23 protein-coding genes are annotated in these 21,252 nt (G+C 72.7%); 17 read left to right on the plus strand and 6 right to left on the minus strand.

Annotated features, from left to right (window positions below; all coding sequences use genetic code 11):
- Positions 1-145: 145 nt before the first annotated feature.
- Both IE305_RS00470 and IE305_RS00475 read left to right on the plus strand, forming a co-directional pair.
- Entirely contained in the window at positions 146-1,273 is a 1,128-nt protein-coding gene (locus IE305_RS00470; RefSeq protein ID WP_190127313.1) for a ferrochelatase, read from the plus strand.
- Between the two features lie 20 nt (positions 1,274-1,293).
- Positions 1,294-2,094, plus strand: coding sequence for an inositol monophosphatase family protein (locus IE305_RS00475; RefSeq protein ID WP_190128143.1), 801 nt, complete (start codon positions 1,294-1,296; stop codon positions 2,092-2,094).
- Positions 2,095-2,167: 73 nt separating this feature from the next.
- Here IE305_RS00475 and IE305_RS00480 read toward each other — a convergent pair whose 3' ends face one another.
- Positions 2,168-2,329, minus strand: coding sequence for a hypothetical protein (locus IE305_RS00480; RefSeq protein WP_190127314.1), 162 nt, complete (start codon positions 2,327-2,329; stop codon positions 2,168-2,170).
- Between the two features lie 300 nt (positions 2,330-2,629).
- Between IE305_RS00480 and IE305_RS00485 the strand changes: the two genes are divergently transcribed.
- The 4 genes from IE305_RS00485 to IE305_RS00500 all read left to right on the plus strand — a co-directional run bounded on the left by IE305_RS00485 (position 2,630) and on the right by IE305_RS00500 (position 6,136).
- Positions 2,630-3,283, plus strand: coding sequence for a response regulator transcription factor (locus tag IE305_RS00485; RefSeq protein ID WP_190127315.1), 654 nt, complete (start codon positions 2,630-2,632; stop codon positions 3,281-3,283).
- Between the two features lie 5 nt (positions 3,284-3,288).
- Positions 3,289-4,545: a sensor histidine kinase gene (locus tag IE305_RS00490; protein WP_190127316.1), complete on the plus strand. Its 1,257-nt coding sequence runs from the start codon at positions 3,289-3,291 to the stop codon at positions 4,543-4,545.
- A gap of 453 nt (positions 4,546-4,998) precedes the next feature.
- The gene (locus IE305_RS00495) at positions 4,999-5,295 is read left to right on the plus strand and encodes a DUF4193 domain-containing protein (protein ID WP_190127317.1); all 297 of its coding nucleotides are present in this window, start codon (positions 4,999-5,001) and stop codon (positions 5,293-5,295) included.
- A 13-nt stretch (positions 5,296-5,308) separates the two neighbouring features.
- Complete coding sequence (locus tag IE305_RS00500) at positions 5,309-6,136, plus strand: hypothetical protein (protein WP_190127318.1); 828 nt, start codon at positions 5,309-5,311, stop codon at positions 6,134-6,136.
- A gap of 99 nt (positions 6,137-6,235) precedes the next feature.
- Here the strand turns inward: IE305_RS00500 and IE305_RS00505 are convergent, their stop codons facing one another.
- Positions 6,236-6,688 carry a DUF3093 domain-containing protein gene (locus IE305_RS00505; RefSeq protein ID WP_190127319.1) on the minus strand — a complete coding sequence of 151 codons (453 nt, stop codon included), beginning with the start codon at positions 6,686-6,688 and terminating at the stop codon, positions 6,236-6,238.
- Positions 6,689-6,747: 59 nt separating this feature from the next.
- On the opposite strand from IE305_RS00505, the gene IE305_RS00510 reads away from it, so the two are divergent.
- From IE305_RS00510 to kdpC, 7 genes are all read left to right on the plus strand, one after another.
- Positions 6,748-7,332, plus strand: a complete 585-nt coding sequence (locus IE305_RS00510) for a PaaI family thioesterase (protein ID WP_190127320.1) — start codon at positions 6,748-6,750, stop codon at positions 7,330-7,332.
- A gap of 26 nt (positions 7,333-7,358) precedes the next feature.
- Positions 7,359-7,856, plus strand: a complete 498-nt coding sequence (gene dut / locus IE305_RS00515) for a dUTP diphosphatase (RefSeq protein ID WP_190127321.1) — start codon at positions 7,359-7,361, stop codon at positions 7,854-7,856.
- Between the two features lies 1 nt (position 7,857).
- On the plus strand, positions 7,858-8,628 hold the full coding sequence (locus tag IE305_RS00520) for a DUF3710 domain-containing protein (protein WP_190127322.1): 771 nt from the start codon (positions 7,858-7,860) through the stop codon (positions 8,626-8,628).
- Positions 8,629-8,922: 294 nt separating this feature from the next.
- Positions 8,923-9,012 carry a K(+)-transporting ATPase subunit F gene (kdpF, locus tag IE305_RS00525; protein ID WP_190127323.1) on the plus strand — a complete coding sequence of 30 codons (90 nt, stop codon included), beginning with the start codon at positions 8,923-8,925 and terminating at the stop codon, positions 9,010-9,012.
- 8 nt (positions 9,013-9,020) lie between these two features.
- Positions 9,021-10,712, plus strand: a complete 1,692-nt coding sequence (kdpA, locus tag IE305_RS00530; protein ID WP_190127324.1) for a potassium-transporting ATPase subunit KdpA — start codon at positions 9,021-9,023, stop codon at positions 10,710-10,712.
- Positions 10,709-12,823 (plus strand): potassium-transporting ATPase subunit KdpB, encoded by a 2,115-nt coding sequence (gene kdpB, locus IE305_RS00535; RefSeq protein ID WP_190127325.1) that lies wholly within the window; start codon positions 10,709-10,711, stop codon positions 12,821-12,823. The genes kdpA and kdpB overlap by 4 nt, the downstream gene beginning before the upstream one ends.
- Positions 12,824-12,830: 7 nt before the next feature.
- Positions 12,831-13,481, plus strand: a complete 651-nt coding sequence (gene kdpC, locus IE305_RS00540; RefSeq protein ID WP_190127326.1) for a potassium-transporting ATPase subunit KdpC — start codon at positions 12,831-12,833, stop codon at positions 13,479-13,481.
- A gap of 92 nt (positions 13,482-13,573) precedes the next feature.
- Here the strand turns inward: kdpC and IE305_RS00545 are convergent, their stop codons facing one another.
- Together IE305_RS00545 and IE305_RS00550 are read right to left on the minus strand one after the other, a co-directional pair.
- A complete protein-coding gene (locus IE305_RS00545) occupies positions 13,574-14,176 on the minus strand; it encodes a TetR/AcrR family transcriptional regulator (RefSeq protein WP_190127327.1) in 603 nt (200 codons plus the stop codon).
- A gap of 184 nt (positions 14,177-14,360) precedes the next feature.
- Positions 14,361-14,900, minus strand: a complete 540-nt coding sequence (locus IE305_RS00550; RefSeq protein WP_190127328.1) for a GNAT family N-acetyltransferase — start codon at positions 14,898-14,900, stop codon at positions 14,361-14,363.
- A gap of 251 nt (positions 14,901-15,151) precedes the next feature.
- Here IE305_RS00550 and IE305_RS00555 point away from each other — a divergent pair, with 251 nt between their 5' ends.
- From IE305_RS00555 to IE305_RS00570, 4 genes are all read left to right on the plus strand, one after another.
- Positions 15,152-17,704, plus strand: coding sequence for an ATP-binding protein (locus IE305_RS00555; protein WP_190127329.1), 2,553 nt, complete (start codon positions 15,152-15,154; stop codon positions 17,702-17,704).
- A gap of 94 nt (positions 17,705-17,798) precedes the next feature.
- Complete coding sequence (locus IE305_RS00560; protein WP_190127330.1) at positions 17,799-18,488, plus strand: response regulator; 690 nt, start codon at positions 17,799-17,801, stop codon at positions 18,486-18,488.
- A gap of 78 nt (positions 18,489-18,566) precedes the next feature.
- The gene (locus tag IE305_RS00565) at positions 18,567-18,965 is read left to right on the plus strand and encodes an OB-fold nucleic acid binding domain-containing protein (protein ID WP_190127331.1); all 399 of its coding nucleotides are present in this window, start codon (positions 18,567-18,569) and stop codon (positions 18,963-18,965) included.
- A gap of 3 nt (positions 18,966-18,968) precedes the next feature.
- Positions 18,969-19,763 (plus strand): DUF3159 domain-containing protein, encoded by a 795-nt coding sequence (locus IE305_RS00570; RefSeq protein ID WP_190127332.1) that lies wholly within the window; start codon positions 18,969-18,971, stop codon positions 19,761-19,763.
- A gap of 63 nt (positions 19,764-19,826) precedes the next feature.
- Here the strand turns inward: IE305_RS00570 and IE305_RS00575 are convergent, their stop codons facing one another.
- Positions 19,827-20,504: a potassium channel family protein gene (locus tag IE305_RS00575; RefSeq protein ID WP_190127333.1), complete on the minus strand. Its 678-nt coding sequence runs from the start codon at positions 20,502-20,504 to the stop codon at positions 19,827-19,829.
- 64 nt (positions 20,505-20,568) lie between these two features.
- Positions 20,569-21,234, minus strand: a complete 666-nt coding sequence (locus tag IE305_RS00580; protein WP_190127334.1) for a potassium channel family protein — start codon at positions 21,232-21,234, stop codon at positions 20,569-20,571.
- Positions 21,235-21,252 lie beyond the last annotated feature (18 nt).

Genomic DNA, 21,252 nt, shown 5'->3' on the forward strand with positions numbered 1-21,252 from the left:
GGTGACCCCGTGCAGGGTGGGTCCGGCATACACGTAAGGGACGTACGGGGCCGATACAGCTTACGGCGCCGGATCCGTGCCGCGCAGGGCATTTCCGCCCAGGCTGGTTTCGCCGGTGTCCGGGCCGGGTGGCAGGATCGGACCCATGCCGTACCAGCCAGCCCACGCCCCCTACGACGCCCTGCTGTTGCTCTCCTTCGGCGGGCCGGAGGGCCCCGACGACGTCGTTCCGTTCCTGGAGAACGTCACCCGCGGCCGGGGCATCCCGCGCGAGCGGCTGAAAGAGGTCGGGCAGCACTACTTCCTCTTCGGCGGCGTCAGCCCCATCAACGACCAGAACCGTGCACTGCTGGCGGCCCTGCGCGAGGATTTCGCCGCGCACGGCCTGGACCTGCCGGTGTACTGGGGCAACCGCAACTGGGCGCCGTACCTCACCGACACTCTGCGGGAGATGGCCCGCGCCGGGCACCGCCGCGTGCTGACGCTCACCACCAGCGCGTACGCCTCCTACTCCGGCTGCCGCCAGTACCGCGAGAACCTCGCCGACGCGCTCGCCGCCCTCGCGGACGAAGGGCTCCCGCTGCCGCGCGTCGACAAGCTGCGGCACTACTTCAACCACCCCGGCTTCGTCCGGCCCATGGTGGACGCGACGCTGGAGGCCCTCGCCCGGCTGCCCGAGGACGTCCGGGCCGGCGCCCACCTCGCCTTCACCACGCACTCCATCCCCACCGCCGCCGCCGACACCTCCGGCACCCCGCAGGATCACGGCGACGGCGGCGCGTACGTGGCCGAGCACCTGGACGTCGCCCGCACCGTGGCGGACGCGGTGCGCGCGGAGACCGGCGTCGACCACCCCTGGCAGCTCGTCTACCAGTCCCGCAGCGGCGCCCCGCACATCCCCTGGCTGGAGCCCGACATCTGCGACCACCTGGAGGAGCAGCACGGCAAGGGCGTGCCCGCGGTCGTCATGGTGCCCATCGGTTTCGTCTCCGACCACATGGAGGTCAAGTACGACCTCGACACGGAGGCCGCCGCCAAGGCCGCGGAGCTGGGCCTGCCCGTGACCCGCGCCGCCACCGTCGGCGCCGACCCGCGCTTCGCCGCCGCCGTGCGCGAGCTGGTGCTCGAACGCGCCGCCAGCGAACGCGGCGAGCGCCCCGAGCGGTGCGCGCTGGGCGCCCTCGGCCCCAGCCACGACCTCTGCCCGGTCGGCTGCTGCCCCGCCCGGGCCCCCCGGCCCGCGGCGGCCGGCGCCGACAGCCCGTACGCGTAAGGAGAACCGTGACCCACCCCGTGACCGACGCCCTCAAGGCCGAACTGCTGGCCGTCGCCCTGGAGGCCGCGGACCGCGCCGGCACGCTCCTGCGGGAGGGCCGCCCGGCCGCCCTGGGCGTCGCCGCCACCAAGACCAGCCCCATCGACGTCGTCACCGAGATGGACATCGCCGCCGAGAAGCTGATCACCGGCTTCCTGGCCGAGCGCCGCCCGCACGACGGGCTGCTGGGCGAGGAGGGCGCCAGCACGGAGGGCACCAGCGGCATCCGGTGGGTCGTGGACCCCATCGACGGCACCGTGAACTACCTCTACGGCCTGCCCTCCTGGGCCGTCTCCATCGCCGCCGAGGCCGACGGCGAGGCCGTCGTCGGCGTGGTCGCCGCCCCGGCCCGCGGCGAGACCTACCGGGCCGTCCTCGGCCAGGGCGCCTGGCTGGGCGAGCAGCGCCTGTCCGCCCGCCCGGCCCCGCCGCTGTCCCAGGCACTCATCGGCACCGGCTTCGGCTACGTGGCCGCACGGCGCGCCGCACAGGCCGAAGTGCTGCGTACCCTCCTGCCGGAGGTCCGCGACATCCGCCGCGGCGGCGCCGCCGCCATCGACCTCTGCGACGTGGCCTGCGGCCGCCTCGACGGCTACTACGAGCGCGGCCTCAACCCCTGGGACCTGGCCGCCGGCGCCCTCATCGCCCGCGAGGCGGGCGCCCTGACGGGCGGCCGGCCGGGCGAGCCCGCCTCGGGCGAACTGACGATCGCGGCCTCCCCGGGCGTCTTCGAGCCGCTCCAGGCCCGCCTGGAGGACCTGGGCGCCTGGCACGACTGACGGGCCTCCGCCCCCACGGACAGACGACGTGCCCCGGTACCGCAAGGCGGTACCGGGGCACGCGCGGTCCGGGTCAGGCGACCGTCACGCCGTGCTCGGCGGCCAGGCGGTGCAGGTCCTCCAGCTCCGCCTGTTCCACATCGGCGAGGAACTCGTCGCCCGAGCGGCGTGCACGGTCCAGGTCGGACCGGGTGGTCTCTATGCGCTGCAGAATGCCGGCGGTGAACGCGTCCATGGTGCTGCGCCCCCTTCGTCGTGGGTCGGCGGCACGGGGGTGTGCCACGGCGAATCGATCACGTGCGTGGTGTGGTGCGCGTACGCGTCAGGCGTACGGCCAACGTGATCGGGGTGTGCTCAACGTCCTCCCCATCGCCCGCGACGCGGAAACCTTCCCCGGGGGAGTAATCCGGAATGCCTTCCCCGTCCCCGGCGCCCCAACCCCTTACAGCCGGTTTATCGACATCCGAGGCAGGATGGAGGAACCCAGCCACCCACCCCACCCGCCCATCGGGGCCCAGAAGGAAGGACCAGCGCCGTGCGCGTACTCGTCGTCGAGGACGAGCAGCTGCTCGCAGACGCCGTCGCCACCGGACTGCGCCGGGAGGCCATGGCCGTCGACGTCGTGTACGACGGAGCCGCCGCCCTGGAACGCATCGCCGTCAACGACTACGACGTCATCGTCCTGGACCGGGACCTGCCCCTCGTCCACGGCGACGACGTGTGCCGGAAGGTCGTCGAGCTGGGCGTGCCCACCCGCATCCTCATGCTCACCGCCTCCGGCGACGTCAGCGACCGCGTCGCGGGCCTGGAGATCGGCGCGGACGACTACCTGCCCAAGCCGTTCGCCTTCAGCGAGCTGACCGCCCGCGTCCGGGCCCTGGGCCGGCGCACCACCGTGGCGCTGCCGCCCGTCCTGGAGCGGGCCGGCATCAAGCTCGACCCCAACCGCCGCGAGGTCTTCCGCGACGGCCGCGAGGTGCAGCTGGCGCCCAAGGAGTTCGCCGTCCTGGAGGTGCTCATGCGCAGCGAGGGCGCCGTGGTCTCGGCCGAGCAGCTGCTCGAGAAGGCCTGGGACGAGAACACCGACCCGTTCACCAACGTCGTCCGGGTCACCGTCATGACCCTGCGCCGCAAGCTCGGCGAGCCGCCGGTGATCGTCACCGTGCCCGGCTCGGGATACCGGATCTGATCCCCATGGCCCCCGCCCCCACCCACGCCCCCACCCCGCCGGGCGCCCCGCCCAAGCCCATGTGGGACCCGCGGCAACCGGTCGTACGCCCCTTCCCGTGGTTCCGCCCGACCATCCGCATACGGCTCACCCTGCTGTACGGCGGCATGTTCCTGATGGCCGGCGTGCTGCTGCTGACGATCATCTACCTGCTGGCCGCCGACGCCCTGAACGCCGGCAGCCAGCCCATGGTCAGAGTGGTCGAGGGCCAGGTCAGCGTCACCGGTGCGGCCTGCCCGGGCCTCCAGACGCCGGGCCTCACCTCCGGCCAGGCCAACAGCATCCTCGACGCCTGCACCAGCGCGCGCCGTGCCGCCGCCCTCGACGCCCTCCTGCGGCGTTCCCTCCTCGCCCTCCTCGGCCTCGCCGTGATCGCCTTCGCCTTCGGCTACGCCATGGCCGGCCGGGTCCTCTCGCCGCTGGGCAAGATCACGCGTACCGCCCGCCGGGTGGCCGGCACGGACCTGACGCGGCGGATCGAGCTGGGCGGGCCGGACGACGAGCTCAAGGAGCTGTCGGACACCTTCGACGAGATGCTGGACCGGCTGGAGCGGGCCTTCACCGCGCAGCAGCGGTTCGTCGCCAATGCCTCGCACGAGCTGCGGACGCCGCTGGCGATCAACCGGACGCTGCTGGAGGTCAGCCTCTCCGACCCCGGGGCGTCGCCGGAGCTCCAGCAGCTGGGGAAGACGCTGCTGGCCACCAACGAGCGCAGCGAGCAGCTCGTGGAGGGCCTGCTGCTGCTCGCCCGCAGCGAGAACGAGATCGTCGACCGCAAGCCCGTCGACCTCGCCGAGGTGGCCTCCCAGGCGCTGGACCAGACCCGCGCCGAGGCCCAGGCCAAGGGTGTGGAGCTGCGCGGCACGCGCGAGCCGGCCGTGGTGCAGGGCAACGGCGTGCTGCTGGAGCGGATCGCGCTGAACCTGGTGCAGAACGCCGTGCGGTACAACACCGAGGGCGGCTGGGTGGAGGTCACCACGCGTGCCCTGCCGGGGCTGGCCCTGCTGGTCGTGGAGAACACCGGGCCGGTCGTGCCCGCGTACGAGGTGGACAACATCTTCGAGCCGTTCCGCCGGCTGCGGACGGAGCGCACGGGCAGTGACAAGGGCGTGGGCCTGGGCCTGTCCATCGTGCGCTCGGTGGCGCGGGCGCACGGCGGCCGGATCACCGCGGAGCCCCGGGAGGGGGGTGGCCTGGTGATGCGGGTCGTCCTGCCCATGTGAGCGATCATGGACCCGGTGGTGCGGCGTCCGGTATCCGGACCCGGGTGCCGGATCGCCGATGATCTGTGACAATGGCCGCCCGGGGGTTCGCTTTGGGCGGAATCCTCCCGCTCGGGCGGACCGGCGGAGCTGTGGAATCGCTCACATGCACCGACTTCCGGCCATCTACGCAGGGTGACCGGAACCGGCCGTGGGGCGCCGGGAAAATGGGGGTTTCCGGTGGTCCTGATCACGGGAAGTACACGGAATGGCGTTGCCGCGCGCGGCGTTCGTACCGTGTACGGTCCCCTTCGCCACCCGTGCCGATCACCTCTTCAGGTGTGCGGTTGGGTGTCGATTGAGTAACAGACCTTGATGTGAGGCAAAATCTCCGCCTCGGGTCGGGCACAAGTCCGGCCTCCCACGCGTTACGTGCGCTGGAGATACCGCAGACACCCAGAGGGGGAGAGCGACATGGCAACGGACTACGACACCCCACGCAAGACCGACGAGGACGTCGACAGCGACAGCCTGGAAGAGCTGAAGGCCCGGCGGAACGACAAGTCCGCCTCGAGCGTCGACGTCGACGACTTCGAGGCGGCCGAGGGCATGGAGCTGCCCGGCGCGGACCTCTCCAACGAGGAGCTGTCCGTGCGGGTGCTGCCCCGCCAGGCCGACGAGTTCACCTGCATGAGCTGCTTCCTGGTCCACCACCGCAGCCAGCTGGCCGGTGAGAAGAACGGGCAGCCCATCTGCCGCGACTGCGAGTGAGGCGGGGTCTGCGATGGCAGGCTCGACCCCGTTCCGGAAGCGCCGTGCCCGGCGGTCCGGGGTGACCACCGGGCCGGAGGGGCAGGTCTCCGGCGCCCCGTCCGGGGACGCCGGCGGCCCGGCCGCGGACGAGCACGGTCACGCCGCCCCGCCGGCCACCCGTGCCGCCCGCGGCGCGGAGGCCCTGCGCAGGGGCGGCCGGGGCGCGCGGGCGGGCCTGACCGCCATCGCCGACCGCATCATCGCGAACGCCCCGCGCATCCCCGTGCGCGACCTGGCGACGCTGCGCGCCCAGTTCCCCGGCCTGGGGCCCGAGGAACTGGCCGACAAGCTCGTGGCCGGCGCCCTCAACGGCTCGTCCACCGTGGGCGCCGGAGTGGGGGCCACGGCCATGCTGCCGGTGCCGCCCGCCCTGCCGGCCGAGCTGGCGGCGCAGATGATCGGCGTCGCCGCCGTCGAGTTCAAACTGATCGCCGAGCTCCACGAGGTCTACGGCGTACGGGCGAGCGGCACACCGCGCCAGCGGGCCGTCGCCTACCTGGGCGCGTGGGCCGAGGAGCGCGGCATCGACGTGACGGCGCCGTTCACGGTGAACGCCGCCCTCGGCGGCCAGCTGCGGCGCGAGCTGCGCCAGCAGATCCTCCGGCGCTCCATGCGCAAACTTCCCACGCTCGCCCCCTTCATGATCGGCGCGGCCGTGGGCGCGGTCATGAACCGCCGCGACACCCAGCGCCTCGCCGCCAAGGTCCGCAAGGACCTGCGCACCAAACAGGTGCCCTGGGAGGAGCTCCCGGGACCGCCGCCGCCCAAGGCTCTGGACGACGGCCTGGGCCTCGCCTAGGCCCTGCGGGGCCCCTTCGCCCCCTTCCGGCCCTCCGGGCCGCGGCGCCCCGCCACAGGGCCGTGACGCCGCCCGTACGGGGGACCGGCGCCCGCCGGCTCAGGCCCGTACGGCCGACAGCGCCGCCACCAGACGCTCGGGGGAGCGGGTGGACACATAGATATAAGGCGTCGGGTCCGCCGGGTCGGTGACCTCGACCCGCACCGCCGTCGGCACGTACCCCCGCAGCAGCATGAACGCCCGCGGGTCCGCCTTGTGGGTGCGCCAGGCCCGGGCCTCCTCGGCGTCCAGCGCGTACGCCGTGCCGAGCGCCTCCAGGGGGACGCGGGCCTCGCCCGCGATCAGCACGCCGCCGGTGCCGCCGACGACACGAACGCGCACCGAGCCGTACGAGCTCACCGCGACGGCGGCCAGGGCCGTGCCGCCCACCAGACCGGCCAGCAGCGGCAGGGTGCCCAGCGGCAGCAGGATCAGCCCCAGGGCGACCCCGGTGAGGACCGCGACGAACCACCAGGAGCGGGGCGCGGTGAGGCGTTCTTCGTAAGGCTGCATACCCACAAGCTTGGCACGGAGGGGACCCGGCGCCGCCGTCGCGGGTAAGGTCAGCCCCTGTGAGTGGACGAACGACAGCGCTGACACCGCCGGCCGACGCCCGGCCGCCGGTGCGGCACCCCGAGGCACCCGCCCCCGGAGAGACCATCGGGTCGCACTACGAGCACTGCTTCGGCTGTGGCGGCGGGGTGGCCCACGGCCTCCAGCTCCAGACGCGGGCGGGCGAGGGCGTGAGCGTCACCGCCGAGTTCCAGGTCAAGGAGGCCCACCAGGGCGCCCCGGGCCTGGCGCACGGCGGGGTGCTGGCGACGGCCCTGGACGAGACGCTGGGCAGCCTGGGCTGGCTGCTGCGGACGATCGCGGTGACCGGCCGGCTGGAGACCGACTTCGTCCGCCCGGTGCCGGTCGGCACGGTGCTGCACCTCCAGGCCGAGGTCGTGGCGGTGCACGGCCGCAAGATCTACTGCACGGCCACCGGCCGCATCGGCGGCCCGGACGGCCCCGAGGCGGTGCACGCCGACGCGGTGTTCGTCGAGGTCAAGATCGACCACTTCATCGAGAACGGCCGGAAGGAAGAGATCCAGGCCGCGCTCTCCGACCCCGACCAGGTGAAGGTCGCCCGGGCGTTCGAGGTGAACCCCTGATCGTGAGCGTCGAACAAGGAGACAAGGTGCGACAGCCCGTTGACGTCCTGATCCGCCGGGTCGACCCCGACGTGCCGCTGCCCTCGTACGCCCACCCCGGGGACGCCGGCTGCGACCTGGTGACCACCGAGGCCGCCGAGCTGGCCCCGGGCGAGCGGATGGTGCTGCCCACCGGCGTGGCCGTCGCGCTGCCCGACGGGTACGCCGCCTTCGTCCACCCCCGGTCCGGGCTCGCCGCCCGGTGCGGGGTCTCCATGGTCAATGCCCCGGGCACCATCGATGCCGGGTACCGTGGAGAGATCAAGGTGATTGTGGTCAATCTGGACCCGCGCGAGAGCGTGCGGTTCGAGAAGTACGACCGCGTCGCCCAGTTGGTCGTCCAGCAGGTCGAGAAGGTCCGCTTCCACGAGGTGGCGGAGCTTCCCGGGTCGGCCCGGGCCGAAGGCGGCTTCGGGTCCACCGGTGGCCACGCTGCTGTGGGGAATGGATTCGCTTCGGTCGCCTGCGACCGGGAAGGACAGTGACGTGTTCGGTCGTCGCCGCAAGCGCAGCGAGGACGTCGTCGAGCGAGCCGATCGCATCGATGACGTGACCTCCGAGGTTTCGCCCGAGGGCGAGGTGTCGGCGGAGGACGCCGAGGAGACCCGCGTCCGGCTGGAGCCGGGCCCGCGCCCCGACGGGCCGTGGGACGTCTCCGAGGTCCACGACCCGGCGGACGGGCGCGTCGACCTCGGCGGCCTGTTCGTGCCGGGGGTCGACGGGATGGAGCTGCGGGTCGAGGTCGCCGGGGACGCGATCGTGGCCGCCACGGTCGTCCTGCGCGACAGCGCCGTCCAGCTCCAGGCGTTCGCCGCGCCCAAGCGCGAGGGCATCTGGCCCGAGGTGCGCGAGGAGATCGCGTCCGGCATCACCCAGCAGGGCGGTGTCGTGGACGAGGTCGAGGGACCGCTCGGCTGGGAGCTGCGCGCCCAGGTGCCGGTGGCCCTGCCCGACGGCACCAACGGCGTGCAGGTGGTGCGGTTCGTCGGCTGCGACGGCCCGCGCTGGTTCCTGCGTGGTGTGATCTCCGGCCAGGGCGCGGTGCAGCCGCAGACCGCGGGCCTGCTGGAGCAGATCTTCCGCGACACGGTCGTGGTGCGCGGCGAGGGCCCGATGGCCCCGCGCGACCCGATCGTCCTGAAGCTGCCCGACGACGCCCAGATGGTCGCCGAGGGCACGCCGCAGGAGCCCGGTTCGCGCTTCGCGGGCGGTGTGGACCGCCTCCAGCGCGGACCGGAGATCAGCGAGGTCCGCTGACCGCCACCGCGGCCGGAAGATGTCGTTTCGCTGGGCCGGAACCCGTACAACGGGTTCCGGCCCAGCGGCGTTTCCGCAGGTCGGGGGCGGGCGCGTATGAATGCCGTCAAGGGCGCGCCAATGGCCGTAAGGGAGGCGTCAACGCCACCGACGAGGGCGTGCGCGGGAGGTTTCCTCTAGGGGTCCGTTCAACCGAACCTCTCTAGGAGCAACGATGGCCGACGTGGCCTTCGTCGTCACCACTCTCGCGGTCTTCGCGCTGGTGGCTCTCGTCGCCAAGGGGGTGACGAGGCTGTGACCGCCGAGAACATCGTCGGCCTGGTCGTGGCCGTCTCCCTGCTGGGCTACCTGATCCTCGCCCTCGTCTTCCCGGAGAGGTTCTGACCGCCGCCATGAGCCCCGTCCTCTCCGGAATCCTCCAGCTCGTCGCGGTCGTCGCGGCGCTCGCCCTGGTGTACCGCCCGCTCGGCGACCACATGGCGAGGGTCTACGGCTCCCGCAAGCACCTGCGCGCCGAGAAGTGGATCTACCGCCTCATAGGCGCCGACCCCGACGCCGAGATGCGCTGGCCCGCCTATCTGCGCGGCGTCCTCGCGTTCTCCGCCGCCGGCGTGCTCTTCCTGTACCTGCTCCAGCGCGTCCAGGGCGCCCTGCCGAAGTCCCTCTCGCTCGGCTTCACCGCCATCAGCCCCGACCAGGCGTTCAACACCGCCGCCTCGTTCGTCGCCAACACCAACTGGCAGTCGTACTCCGGCGAGCAGGCCATGGGCCACGCCGTGCAGACGCTGGGCCTGGCGGTGCAGAACTTCGTGTCCGCCGCCGTCGGCATGGCCGTCGCCGTCGCCCTGGTCCGCGGCTTCGCCCGGTCCCGCACCGGCGAACTGGGCAACTTCTGGACCGACCTGGTGCGCGGCACCGTCCGCATCCTCCTGCCGCTGTCCGTCGTCGGCGCCCTGGTCCTGGTGGCCTGCGGCGCGATCCAGAACTTCGCCGGCATTCACGACATCGGGCAGCTGGCCGGCGGCACCCAGCAGGTGAACGGCGGCGCGGTGGCCTCGCAGGAGGTCATCAAGGAGCTCGGCACCAACGGCGGCGGCTACTTCAACGCCAACTCCGCCCACCCGTTCGAGAACCCGAACGCCTTCACCAACCTCTTCGAGATCTTCCTGATCCTCGTCATCCCCTTCGCGCTGACCCGCACCTTCGGCCGCATGGTCGGCAACGTCAAGCAGGGCTACGCGATCCTCGCCGCCATGGGCGTCATCTGGCTCGGCTTCACCGCGCTGATGATGTGGACGGAGTACGCGCACCACGGCGCCGCGCTCCAGGCCGCCGGCGGCGCGATGGAGGGCAAGGAGCAGCGCTTCGGCGTGGGTGCCTCGGCCGTCTTCGCCACGACCACGACGCTCACCTCGACCGGCGCGGTGGACTCGTTCCACTCCTCGTACACCGGTCTGGGCGGCGGCCTGACGCTGCTGAGCATGATGCTCGGCGAGATCGCGCCGGGCGGCGTCGGCTCCGGCCTGTACGGCATGCTCGTGATGGCGGTCATCGCCGTCTTCATCGCGGGCCTGATGGTCGGCCGCACGCCCGAGTACCTCGGCAAGAAGATCGGTACCCGCGAGATCAAGCTCGCCGCCTGCTACATCCTCGTCACGCCGACGCTGGTGCTGGGCTTCACCGCCCTGTCCATGGCGCTGTCCGGCCCGCCGCAGTCGATCCTCAACGCCGCCGGCAACTCCGTGCACGACAGCGGCGCCCACGGCTTCTCCGAGGTGCTGTACGCCTTCACCTCCGGCGCCAACAACAACGGCTCCGCGTTCGCCGGACTGAACGCCAATACGCCCTGGTACAACACCACGATCGGCCTGGCCATGCTGCTCGGCCGCTTCCTGCCGATGGTCTTCGTCCTGGCGCTGGCCGGCTCGCTCGCCGAGCAGCAGCCCGTGCCCGGGACCGCGGGCACCCTGCGCACCGAGAAGCCGCTCTTCGCGGGCCTGCTCGTCGGCGCGATCATCGTCATCACCGGCTTGACCTACTTCCCGGCCCTGGCCCTTGGCCCGATGGCGGAGGGACTCTCATGAGCACGACCACCCCTGTCCGTACCGCCTCCGAGGACTCCGGCGACACCGCCGGGCACGGCGGCGGGCACGAGCCCGGCCGGGTCTCCGGCGGCCTGTTCGACCCCGCGCAGCTGGTCAAGTCGCTGCCGGACGCGTTCCGCAAGCTCGACCCGCGGGTGATGGTCAAGTCCCCGGTGATGTTCGTGGTCGAGGTGGGCTCGGTGATCACCACCGGGCTGGCCGTCGCCCACCCCGGCGACTGGTTCGGCTGGGCCATCACGGTGTGGCTGTGGCTGACCGTCGTCTTCGCCAACCTCGCCGAGGCCGTCGCCGAGGGCCGCGGCAAGGCCCAGGCCGACACGCTGCGCAAGGCCAAGACCGACACCGTGGCCCGCCGGCTGACCGGTGACGGCTCCGAGGAGTCCGTGCCCGGCACCGACCTGCGCGTCGGCGACCTCGTCGTGTGCGAGGCCGGTGACGTCATCCCCGGCGACGGCGACGTCGTCGAGGGGGTGGCCTCCGTCGACGAGTCGGCCATCACGGGCGAGTCGGCGCCGGTCATCCGCGAGTCCGGCGGCGACCGCAGCGCCGTCACCGGCGGCACCAAGGTGCTCTCCGACCGCATCGTCATCAAGATCACGACGAAGCCCGGCGAGACCTTCATCGACCGCATGATCAACCTGGTCGAGGGCGCCGCCCGGCAGAAGACGCCCAACGAGATCGCCCTCAACATCCTGCTGGCCTCGCTCACCATCGTCTTCCTGCTGGCCGTCGTCACGCTCCAGCCCTTCGCCGTGTACGCGAAGGCCGAGCAGACGATGATCGTGCTGGCCGCGCTGCTGGTCTGCCTCATCCCGACCACCATCGGCGCGCTGCTGTCCGCGATCGGCATCGCCGGCATGGACCGGCTCGTCCAGCGCAACGTGCTCGCCATGTCGGGCCGCGCGGTCGAGGCCGCCGGCGACGTCTCCACGCTGCTGCTCGACAAGACCGGCACCATCACCTACGGCAACCGCCGCGCCGCCGAGTTCGTGCCCGTCAAGGGCACCACGGCCGCCGAGGTCGCCGACGCCGCCCAGCTCTCCTCGCTCGCCGACGAGACGCCCGAGGGCCGCTCGGTCGTCGTCCTGGCCAAGGAGAAGTACGGCCTGCGCGAGCGCCACCAGGGCGAGCTCGTGGGCGCCGAGTGGGTGCCCTTCACCGCCCAGACCCGCATGTCGGGCGTGGACGTGGACGGGCGCAAGGTCCGCAAGGGCGCGACCGGTTCGGTCGTCGCCTGGGTGCGGGAGCAGGGCGGCACCGTCCCGGACGACGCGCAGCGGCTCACCGACGAGATCTCGCAGGCCGGCGGCACGCCGCTGCTCGTCGCGGTCGAGGACGCGCAGGGCGCCCGGGTCCTGGGCGTCATCCACCTCAAGGACGTCGTCAAGGAGGGCATGCGCGAGCGGTTCGACGAACTGCGCGCCATGGGCATCAAGACCGTCATGATCACGGGTGACAACCCGCTGACGGCCAAGGCCATCGCCGAGGAGGCCGGCGTCGACGACTTCCTCGCCGAGGCCACCCCCGAGGACAAGATGGCCCTCATCAAGCGCGAGCAGGCCGGCGGCAAGCTCGTGGCGATGACGGGCGACGGCACCAACGACGCGCCCGCCCTGGCCCAGGCCGACGTGGGCGTGGCCATGAACACCGGCACCTCCGCCGCCAAGGAGGCCGGGAACATGGTCGACCTGGACTCCGACCCGACCAAGCTCATCGAGATCGTGGAGATCGGCAAGCAGCTGCTCATCACGCGCGGCGCGCTGACGACCTTCTCCATCGCCAACGACGTCGCCAAGTACTTCGCCATCATCCCGGCCATGTTCGCGGTGGCCTACCCGGGCCTGGACAAGCTCAACATCATGGGCCTGGCCTCGCCGCAGTCGGCGATCCTCTCGGCCGTGATCTTCAACGCGCTGATCATCATCGCGCTCGTGCCGCTCGCCCTGAAGGGCGTGCGCTACCGCCCGATGAGCGCCGACGCCATGCTCCGCCGCAACCTCGGCATCTACGGACTCGGCGGCCTGATCGCCCCGTTCATCGGCATCAAGCTCATCGACCTGCTCCTCTCCCTCATCCCTGGCATCGGGTGACGTCACCATGAACAACTCGGCAACCAACACGATCCGCCTGCTGGCGGCCGGGCTCCGCGCCCTGCTCGTCCTCACGGTGGTCTGCGGGGTGGTCTACCCGCTCGTCGTCACCGGCATCGCCCAGGCCGCCTTCCACGACAAGGCCAACGGGTCGGAGCTGACCTCCGGCGGGAAGTCCGTGGGCTCCGCACTGCTGGGCCAGACCTACACGCTGGAGCAGAAGGACAAGGACGGCAACCCGCTGCCCGACCCGGAGTACTTCCAGCCGCGCCCCTCGGCCGCCGGTGCCAACACCGAGAACACGCAGTACAAGCTGCTGGTCTCCGGCGCCTCCAACCTGGCCGCCGACTCCAGGGTGCTGCTGGAGAGCGTGGAGAAGCGGCGCGCGGACGTCGCCGCGTTCAACGGCGTGCCGGCCTCCTCGGTGCCGGTGGACGCCCTCACGGCGTCCGCGTCGGGCGTCGACCCCGACATCTCGCCGGCCTACGCCCGCCTCCAGGCGGACCGCGTCGCCAAGGCCAACGGCCTGCCGCGGGACAAGGTCCGCGCGCTGGTCGAGGACCATGTCGAGGGCCGTCAGCTGGGTTTCATGGGCGAGGAGCACGTCAACGTCCTGAAGCTGAACGTGGCGCTGCGTGAACTGGCGGGCCGCGCCTGACCGTTGTACCCGTACGGGGTGGTGCCGCCGGTGATGCGCCGGCGGGCACCACCCCGTCGGCGTACCGCGGCCCGGCTCAGCTGCCGCCCGGCTCAGGTGCCGTCGGGGGCGAGGGAGCGCCAGATGCGTTCCGGGAGCAGGCGCATCGCCCGGTCCAGGTCGAAGTCGTGCGCGCCGGACAGGTGGCGGCGCGCGGCCTCGGCGACCGGGCCCATGATGAGGGTCTCCACCAGGGAGGCGGGCAGGGGCGCGATCTCGCCGCGCTCGGCGTACTCCCGCAGGCGGCCGGTGAGCGGCGCCAGCTTGTCGAGCTTGGCCGAGTGGACCTGCGCGGCGTGCGCGGCCAGGTAGCCGGAGTACGCGGAGGCGTGCAGGAAGAGTGCGGCGTCCCGGTGCTCCTCGGTGAAGCGCAGATAGGCGCGGACCATGGCCTGCACGCCGGTGCGCGCGGTCCGGGTGCGCCGCACGGCGTCGGCCATCGCGTCGAACAGCCGGTCCATGCAGCGGGTGTAGAGCGCCGCGGCCAGCCCGTCGAAGCTGCCGAAGTGGTGGTAGAGACTGCCGAGACTCACGCCGCCGGCCGCCGTGACGGCGTTGACGGTGAAGCCCTGTTGGCCTGCCGAGGCGTACACCTTCAGCGCGGTCGTGAGGAGGTGTTCGGCCGTCGCCTCGCCGCGCGGTTGTTTGGGAGTCATCGCCGAAAGCGTACTGCCGACAGCGTATCTGGAACTTTTTTCTAGAAAACCGCTCGAGGAAATACGCCGCGTCGTCCACACTCGTGTCCAGCGGCGGGCGTGGGCCGCCAGGACCGGACGGGGGTCGGTCCCGGCCTGCCCGCGCGCCGCCCCTCACGGGCCCGGGACGTCACGGGGGCGTACGTCACCAGACGTCGCCGGGCCGCCAGTCGCAGACGAGCTCGCCGTCGAGGTCCAGGGGCGTGCCGTGCAGCGGGAAGACGTAGAGGAAGCCGTCCTCGTCCGGGGTGCGCTCGATGCCCGTGGGGGCCAGCACGCCGGAGGGGCCGCGCCACAGCCGCCAGCCGCGGCCCTCGTACAGCGGCACCGCCTCGTCCGCGGCGCCGAGCGCGCCGAGTTGGTAGCCGCCGCGGCGCAGCGCGCCCTCCAGGGCGGCCATCACGGCGGAGCCATGGCCCGCGCGGCGCCGGTCCGCCCGTACGGCCACGCCCTCGACGTACCCCGTGCGCAGTGGGTGGCCCCCGTGCAGCAGGCGGCGCTGCACCAGCGAGCCGTGCGCTATGAGCTCGGTGCCGTCGAGGACCAGGGCGTGCAGGCCGCCGATGGTGTGGTCCCAGTCCTCGTCGGTGAACTCGCCGTCGAAGGCGTCGTCGAGGAGGGCGCGCAGGGCGGCCAGTTCGGCGGGGGAGAGGGCGGACGTGTGGGCGAGGCGGAGGTCCGTCATGCGGCCATCCTCGTCCCCGGCCGCCCGGCGCTCAAGGCCGCAGGTCACCGCGTGTGCGGGCAGCGGGGTCCGGACGGGTGCGGGGCGGGGCGCGCACGGCGTCAGAGCTGCGTCAATACCCGCCGTTCACCAGCCCGGTGTCCGTAATGTCCGCATCCTGCGACGTAAGGTCGTGCCGTGCGGCAGTGCGCCCCCTCGGGCCCGGCAGAAACGGTCCGGGCGCGGCCGCGGCAGTGGAAGACAATGGGGCCATGGGACGCGGCAACCTTCGGATCTACCTCGGCGCGGCGCCGGGCGTCGGCAAGACCTACGCCATGCTCTCCGAGGCGCACCGCCGGGCGGAGCGCGGCACGGACGTCGTCGTGGGCTTCGTGGAGCACCACGGCCGGCCGCGCACCGAGGTGATGCTGCACGGCCTGGAGCAGGTGTCCCGGCGCGAGCTCACCTACCGTGACTCCGCCTTCACGGAGATGGACGTCGACGCGGTCCTGGCCCGCCGCCCCGCCGTCGTCTGCGTCGACGAGCTGGCCCACACCAACGTCCCCGGCTCGCGCAACACCAAGCGCTGGCAGGACGTCGAGGAGCTGCTGCAGGCCGGCATCGACGTGATCTCCACCGTCAACATCCAGCACCTGGAGTCGCTGGGCGACGTCGTGGAGTCGATAACGGGCGTCCGGCAGCGCGAGACCGTGCCCGACGAGGTGGTGCGCCGCGCCGGCCAGATCGAGCTGGTCGACATGTCGCCGCAGGCCCTGCGCCGCCGCATGGCGCACGGCAACATCTACCAGCCCGACAAGGTCGACGCGGCCCTCTCCAACTACTTCCGCCCCGGCAACCTCACCGCGCTGCGCGAGCTGGCGCTGCTGTGGACCGCCGACCGGGTCGACGAGTACCTGCGCCAGTACCGCGCCGAGCACGACGTCTCCACCATCTGGCACGCCCGCGAGCGCATCGTCGTCGGCCTCACCGGCGGCCCCGAGGGCCGTACGCTCATCCGCCGCGCCGCCCGGCTGGCCGCCAAGGGCTCCGGCAGCGAGATCCTCGCCGTCTACATCGCCCGCAGCGACGGCCTCACCTCCGCCTCGCCCAAGGAGCTGGCCGTCCAGCGCACCCTGGTCGAGGACCTCGGCGGCACGTTCCACCACGTCATAGGGGACGACATCCCCGCGTCGCTGCTGGAGTTCGCGCGCGGCGTCAACGCCACGCAGATCGTGCTCGGCTCCAGCCGCCGCAAGACCTGGCAGTACGTCTTCGGGCCCGGCGTGGGCGCCACCGTCGCCCGCGACTCCGGGCCCGACCTCGACGTGCACATCGTCACGCACGAGGAGGTCGCCAAGGGCCGCGGGCTGCCCATCGCGCGCGGCGCCCGGCTGGGCCGGGGCCGGCTGCTGGCCGGCTGGCTCACCGGCCTGATCGGCCCCGCACTGATGAGCCTGCTGCTCACGCACATCGGCCCGGACCTCGGCCTGGCCAACGACATGCTGCTGTTCCTGTCGCTGACGGTGGCGGCGGCCCTGATCGGCGGCCTGCTGCCGGCCCTGGCGTCGGCGGCGTTCGGCTCGCTGCTGCTCAACTACTACTTCGTCGAACCGGTCCACCAGTGGACCATCACCGACTCCAAGAACATCATCGCCATCGCGATCTTCGTCTTCGTGGCGGTCTCGGTGGCCTCCGTCGTGGACCTGGCGGCCCGCCGCACCCAGCAGGCGGCCCGGCTGCGGGCCGAGTCGGAGATCCTCTCCTTCCTCGCCGGCAGCGTCCTGCGCGGCGAGGACAGCCTGGAGGCGCTGCTGGAGCGGGTCCGCGAGACCTTCGCCATGGACTCCGTCGCCCTGCTGGAGCGCTCCAGCGACGTCGACCCGTGGACCTGCGCCGGCAGCGTCACCGGCGCCGGCGGCGGGCCGCTGCTGCGGCCCGAGGACGCCGACGTCGACATGCCGGTCGGCGACAACATGGCGCTGGCCCTGTCCGGCCGCGTACTGCCCGCCGAGGACCGCCGCGTGCTCGCCGCGTTCGCCGCACAGGCCGCGGTCGTCGTCGACCGCCAGCGGCTCGTCGGCGAGGCCGAACGGGCCCGCCGCCTCGACGAGGGCAACCGCATCCGCACCGCCCTCCTGGCCGCCGTCAGCCACGACCTGCGCACCCCGCTGGCCGGCATCAAGGCGGCGGTGACCTCCCTGCGCTCGGACGACGTGGCCTGGTCGCCGGAGGACGAGGCCGAGCTGCTGGCCGGCATCGAGGAGGGCGCCGACCGGCTGGACCACCTCGTCGGCAACCTGCTCGACATGTCCCGGCTCCAGACCGGCACCGTCACCCCGCTCATCCGCGAGATCGACCTCGACGAGGTCGTGCCGATGGCCCTGGGCGGCGTGCCCGAGGGCAGCGTCACCCTCGACGTCCCCGAGTCCCTGCCGATGGTCGCCGTCGACCCCGGCCTGCTGGAGCGCTGCGTCGCCAACGTGGTCGAGAACGCCGTGAAGTACAGCCCCGGCGACACGCCCGTCCTCGTCTCCGCCAGCGCCCTGGGCGACCGCGTCGAACTGCGCGTCGCCGACCGCGGCCCCGGCGTGCCCGACAGCGCCAAGGACCGCATCTTCGAACCCTTCCAGCGGTACGGCGACGCGCCGCGCGGCGCCGGCGTCGGCCTGGGCCTGGCCGTCGCCCGCGGCTTCGCCGAGGCCATGGGCGGCACGCTCGCCGCCGAGGACACGCCCGGCGGCGGCATGACCATGGTGCTCACGCTGCGGGCCGCGCCGGGCCGCCCGCCGGTCCGTGCCGACCTGCCGGCGCAGGTCACCTCGTGAGCCGTGCCCCGGCCCGTACCGCCGGTCAGGACCCCGCCGATCAGGACCCCGGGCCCCCAGAGGGGACCCGCACGAACAGCAGAGGTGGTTCAGCATGAACCGGGTGCTCGTGGTGGACGACGAGCCGCAGATCGTCCGCGCCCTCGTGATCAACCTCAAGGCGCGGAAGTACGAGGTGGACGCCGCCCCCGACGGCGCCACCGCGCTCCAGCTCGCCGCCGCCCGCCACCCGGACGTGGTCATCCTCGACCTGGGCCTGCCGGACATGGACGGCGTCGAGGTGATCAAGGGCCTGCGGGGCTGGACCCGGGTGCCCATCCTCGTGCTGTCCGCGCGCCAGACCTCCGACGAGAAGGTCGAGGCGCTGGACGCCGGCGCCGACGACTACGTGACGAAACCGTTCGGCATGGACGAGCTGCTGGCCCGGCTGCGGGCCGCCGTCCGCCGCGCCGAGCCCACCGGCCCCTCCGGCACCGTCGACGACGCCGTCGTCGAGACCGACGCCTTCACCGTCGACCTCGCCGCGAAGAAGGTCAACCGGGGCGGCAAGGACGTCCGCCTCACCCCCACCGAGTGGCACCTCCTGGAGGTCCTGGTCCGCAATACGGGCCGTCTTGTCAGCCAGAAGCAGCTGCTCCAGGAGGTGTGGGGGCCCTCGTACGGCACGGAGACCAACTACCTGCGGGTCTACATGGCCCAGCTGCGCCGCAAGCTCGAACAGGACCCCTCGCACCCCCGGCACTTCATCACCGAGCCGGGGATGGGGTACCGCTTCGAGACCTGAGTTCCCGGGGCTCCGCGGGCCCTCGGGGGCGGCGCCGGAGCGCCCGTACGGCGTGTGCTGCCCCGGTAGGCTGGGGGTATGAGCGCCGTATCCCGTTCCGAGAAGCCGACCGGCAGGTTCCGCCGCATGCTCGACCGGCTGTCCTCCTCCCAGGAGGAGCTGCACTCCGCCGAGCTCCAGCAGGACGCCGAGGCCCGCGGCTGCCAGCGGATATGCGACTGCGGCGACCGGGACGTCGTCAAGGTCACCGGTACGCTCCGGACCGTCACGCTGCGCCCGCGCGCCGGCGTGCCCGCGCTCGAGGCCGAGCTGTTCGACGGTTCGGCCGCGCTCGACGTGGTCTGGCTGGGGCGCCGCTCCATCGCCGGCATAGAGCCCGGCCGTAAGCTGATCGCCACCGGCCGGGTCTCCATGAGCCGCGGCCGGCGGGTGCTGTTCAACCCCCGATACGAACTCCGACCGCTCGGACAGGAGTAGCTCTTGCCGTCCATCGACAAGCCGGCGGAACAGCGACCGGCGGATCACGAGGCGCGCCGTGCGCCCCGGCACGCGGCCCGTGGCGGCGCGCAGGGGACCGCCCCGGAGGGCGCGGATTCCCGGGCGGTCACCGAGGCCGCCCTGTTCGAGGCGTTCGGCGGCGTGCGGGGCATGGTGGAGACCACCGTCCCCGGCCTGGTCTTCGTGGCCTTCTACACCGCCAAGCGCGACATCCACCTCGCCGCGCTGGCGGCCCTGGGCCTCTCCCTGCTCCTGGGCATCGCCCGGCTGGTGCGCCGGGACACCCTCAAGCACGCCTTCAGCGGCGTCTTCGGCGTGGCCATCGGCGCCGTGTTCGCGATGATGTCCGGCGACGCGAAGAACTTCTACCTGCCGGGCATGCTCTACACGCTCGGCCTGGCCGTCGCCTACATCGTCTCGGCGCTCGCGGGTTTCCCGCTGATGGGCCTCATCCTCGGCCCCGTCTTCAAGGAGAACCTCTCCTGGCGGACCCGCAACCCCGGCCGCAAGGTCGCGTACACCAAGGCCAGCTGGGCCTGGGGCCTGATCCTGCTGGCCAAGTCGGCGATCCTGTTCCCCCTCTACTGGTGGGGCGACGTCACGCACCTGGGCTGGGTGAAGGTGGCCCTGGGCATCCCGCCGATGCTGCTGTCGGTCTACCTGACCTGGATCTTCCTGTCGAAGGCGCCGCCGCCGATCGACGTCTTCGCGGAGATGGAGGCCGAGGAGGCCGCGCAGCGCGCGGCGGAGACCGAGGCGAAGGCCACGGCGCGCTGAGCTCTGCATGGCGGAGGGCCCCGGGACGACGTCCCGGGGCCCTCCGCCATATCGGCACCGCCGTCAGCCGGCCGTGTCCTCGCGGCGCACCGACAGCAGGTCCTCCAGCTGCTCCTCGCGCGCCGGCGCGGCCACGAACAGCAGCTCGTCGCCCGCCTCCAGCGCGTCCTCCCGGTTGGGGGTGAGCACCCGGTTGCCACGGATGATCGTGACCAGCGAGGTGTCCTCGGGCCACTCGACGTCACCCACACGGGTGCCGGCCAGGCCGGACTCCGGCGGCAGCGTGAGCTCCACGAGGTTGGCGTCGCCCTGGCTGAAGCGCAGCAGGCGCACCAGGTCGCCGACGCTCACGGCCTCCTCGACCAGCGCCGACATCAGGCGCGGGGTGGAGACGGCGACGTCCACGCCCCAGGACTCGTTGAAGAGCCACTCGTTCTTGGGGTTGTTCACCCGGGCCACGACCCGCGGCACCCCGTACTCGGTCTTGGCCAGCAGCGACACCACCAGGTTGACCTTGTCGTCACCGGTGGCAGCGATGACCACGTTGCAGCGCTGGAGCGCGGCCTCGTCCAGCGAGGTGATCTCGCAGGCGTCCGCCAGCAGCCACTCCGCCAGCGGCACCCGCTCGACGGAGATGGCCGAGGGCGCCTTGTCGATGAGGAGGACCTCGTGCCCGTTCTCCAGCAGCTCGCCCGCGATCGAGCGGCCGACGGCACCGGCACCCGCGATAGCGACCCTCACAGTTCCACTCCGTTCGTCCCGGCCACCACGGCCGTACCGGTCGCCCCGGTCGTCGGCGCGCTCATCAGTGACCCTCCTCGGGGCCCTGGGCGAAGGCCGCCTCGACCTTCTCGACCTCGTCGGTGCGCATCATCACGTGCACCAGGTCGCCCTCCTGGAGGACCGTGGCGGACGTCGGCAGCATGGCCTCGCCCAGACGGGTGAGGAACGCCACCCGCACCCCGGTCTCCTCCTGGAGCTTGCTGATCCTGTGGCCGACCCAGGCCGCCGAGGCGGGCACCTCGGCCAGCTGGACCCCGCCGCTCGGGTCGCGCCACAGCGGCTCGGCGCCGGACGGCAGCAGCCGGCGCAGCATCTGGTCGGCGGTCCAGCGCACCGTGGCGACGGTCGGGATGCCGAGCCGCTGGTAGACCTCGGCACGGCGGGGGTCGTAGATGCGCGCGGCGACGTTCTCGACGCCGAACATCTCGCGGGCCACCCGGGCGGCGATGATGTTGGAGTTGTCACCGCTGCTCACCGCGGCGAAGGCGCCGGCCTCCTCGATGCCCGCCTCGCGCAGGGTGTCCTGATCGAAGCCGACGCCGGTGACGCGGCGGCCGCCGAAGCCGGAGCCCAGGCGGCGGAAGGCCGTGGGGTCCTGGTCGATCACGGCCACCGTGTGGCCTTGCTGCTCCAGGGTCTGTGCGAGGGCCGCGCCCACGCGCCCGCACCCCATGATCACGATGTGCACTACGACCGCCCCAGGCTC

This window comes from Streptomyces mashuensis, from assembly GCF_014654785.1.
Lineage (GTDB): Bacteria > Actinomycetota > Actinomycetes > Streptomycetales > Streptomycetaceae > Streptomyces > Streptomyces mashuensis.

What these genes read in the sequence shown, in the direction of transcription:
- IE305_RS00470 (WP_190127313.1), top strand. Translation starts at nt 146, where the DNA reads ATGCCGTACCAGCCAGCCCACGCCCCCTACGACGCCCTGCTGTTGCTC.
- IE305_RS00480 (WP_190127314.1), bottom strand. Translation starts at nt 2,329, where the DNA reads ATGGACGCGTTCACCGCCGGCATTCTGCAGCGCATAGAGACCACCCGG.
- IE305_RS00490 (WP_190127316.1), top strand. Translation starts at nt 3,289, where the DNA reads ATGGCCCCCGCCCCCACCCACGCCCCCACCCCGCCGGGCGCCCCGCCC.
- IE305_RS00495 (WP_190127317.1), top strand. Translation starts at nt 4,999, where the DNA reads ATGGCAACGGACTACGACACCCCACGCAAGACCGACGAGGACGTCGAC.
- IE305_RS00500 (WP_190127318.1), top strand. Translation starts at nt 5,309, where the DNA reads ATGGCAGGCTCGACCCCGTTCCGGAAGCGCCGTGCCCGGCGGTCCGGG.
- IE305_RS00505 (WP_190127319.1), bottom strand. Translation starts at nt 6,688, where the DNA reads ATGCAGCCTTACGAAGAACGCCTCACCGCGCCCCGCTCCTGGTGGTTC.
- kdpA (WP_190127324.1), top strand. Translation starts at nt 9,021, where the DNA reads ATGAGCCCCGTCCTCTCCGGAATCCTCCAGCTCGTCGCGGTCGTCGCG.
- kdpB (WP_190127325.1), top strand. Translation starts at nt 10,709, where the DNA reads ATGAGCACGACCACCCCTGTCCGTACCGCCTCCGAGGACTCCGGCGAC.
- kdpC (WP_190127326.1), top strand. Translation starts at nt 12,831, where the DNA reads ATGAACAACTCGGCAACCAACACGATCCGCCTGCTGGCGGCCGGGCTC.
- IE305_RS00545 (WP_190127327.1), bottom strand. Translation starts at nt 14,176, where the DNA reads ATGACTCCCAAACAACCGCGCGGCGAGGCGACGGCCGAACACCTCCTC.
- IE305_RS00550 (WP_190127328.1), bottom strand. Translation starts at nt 14,900, where the DNA reads ATGACGGACCTCCGCCTCGCCCACACGTCCGCCCTCTCCCCCGCCGAA.
- IE305_RS00555 (WP_190127329.1), top strand. Translation starts at nt 15,152, where the DNA reads ATGGGACGCGGCAACCTTCGGATCTACCTCGGCGCGGCGCCGGGCGTC.
- IE305_RS00560 (WP_190127330.1), top strand. Translation starts at nt 17,799, where the DNA reads ATGAACCGGGTGCTCGTGGTGGACGACGAGCCGCAGATCGTCCGCGCC.
- IE305_RS00565 (WP_190127331.1), top strand. Translation starts at nt 18,567, where the DNA reads ATGAGCGCCGTATCCCGTTCCGAGAAGCCGACCGGCAGGTTCCGCCGC.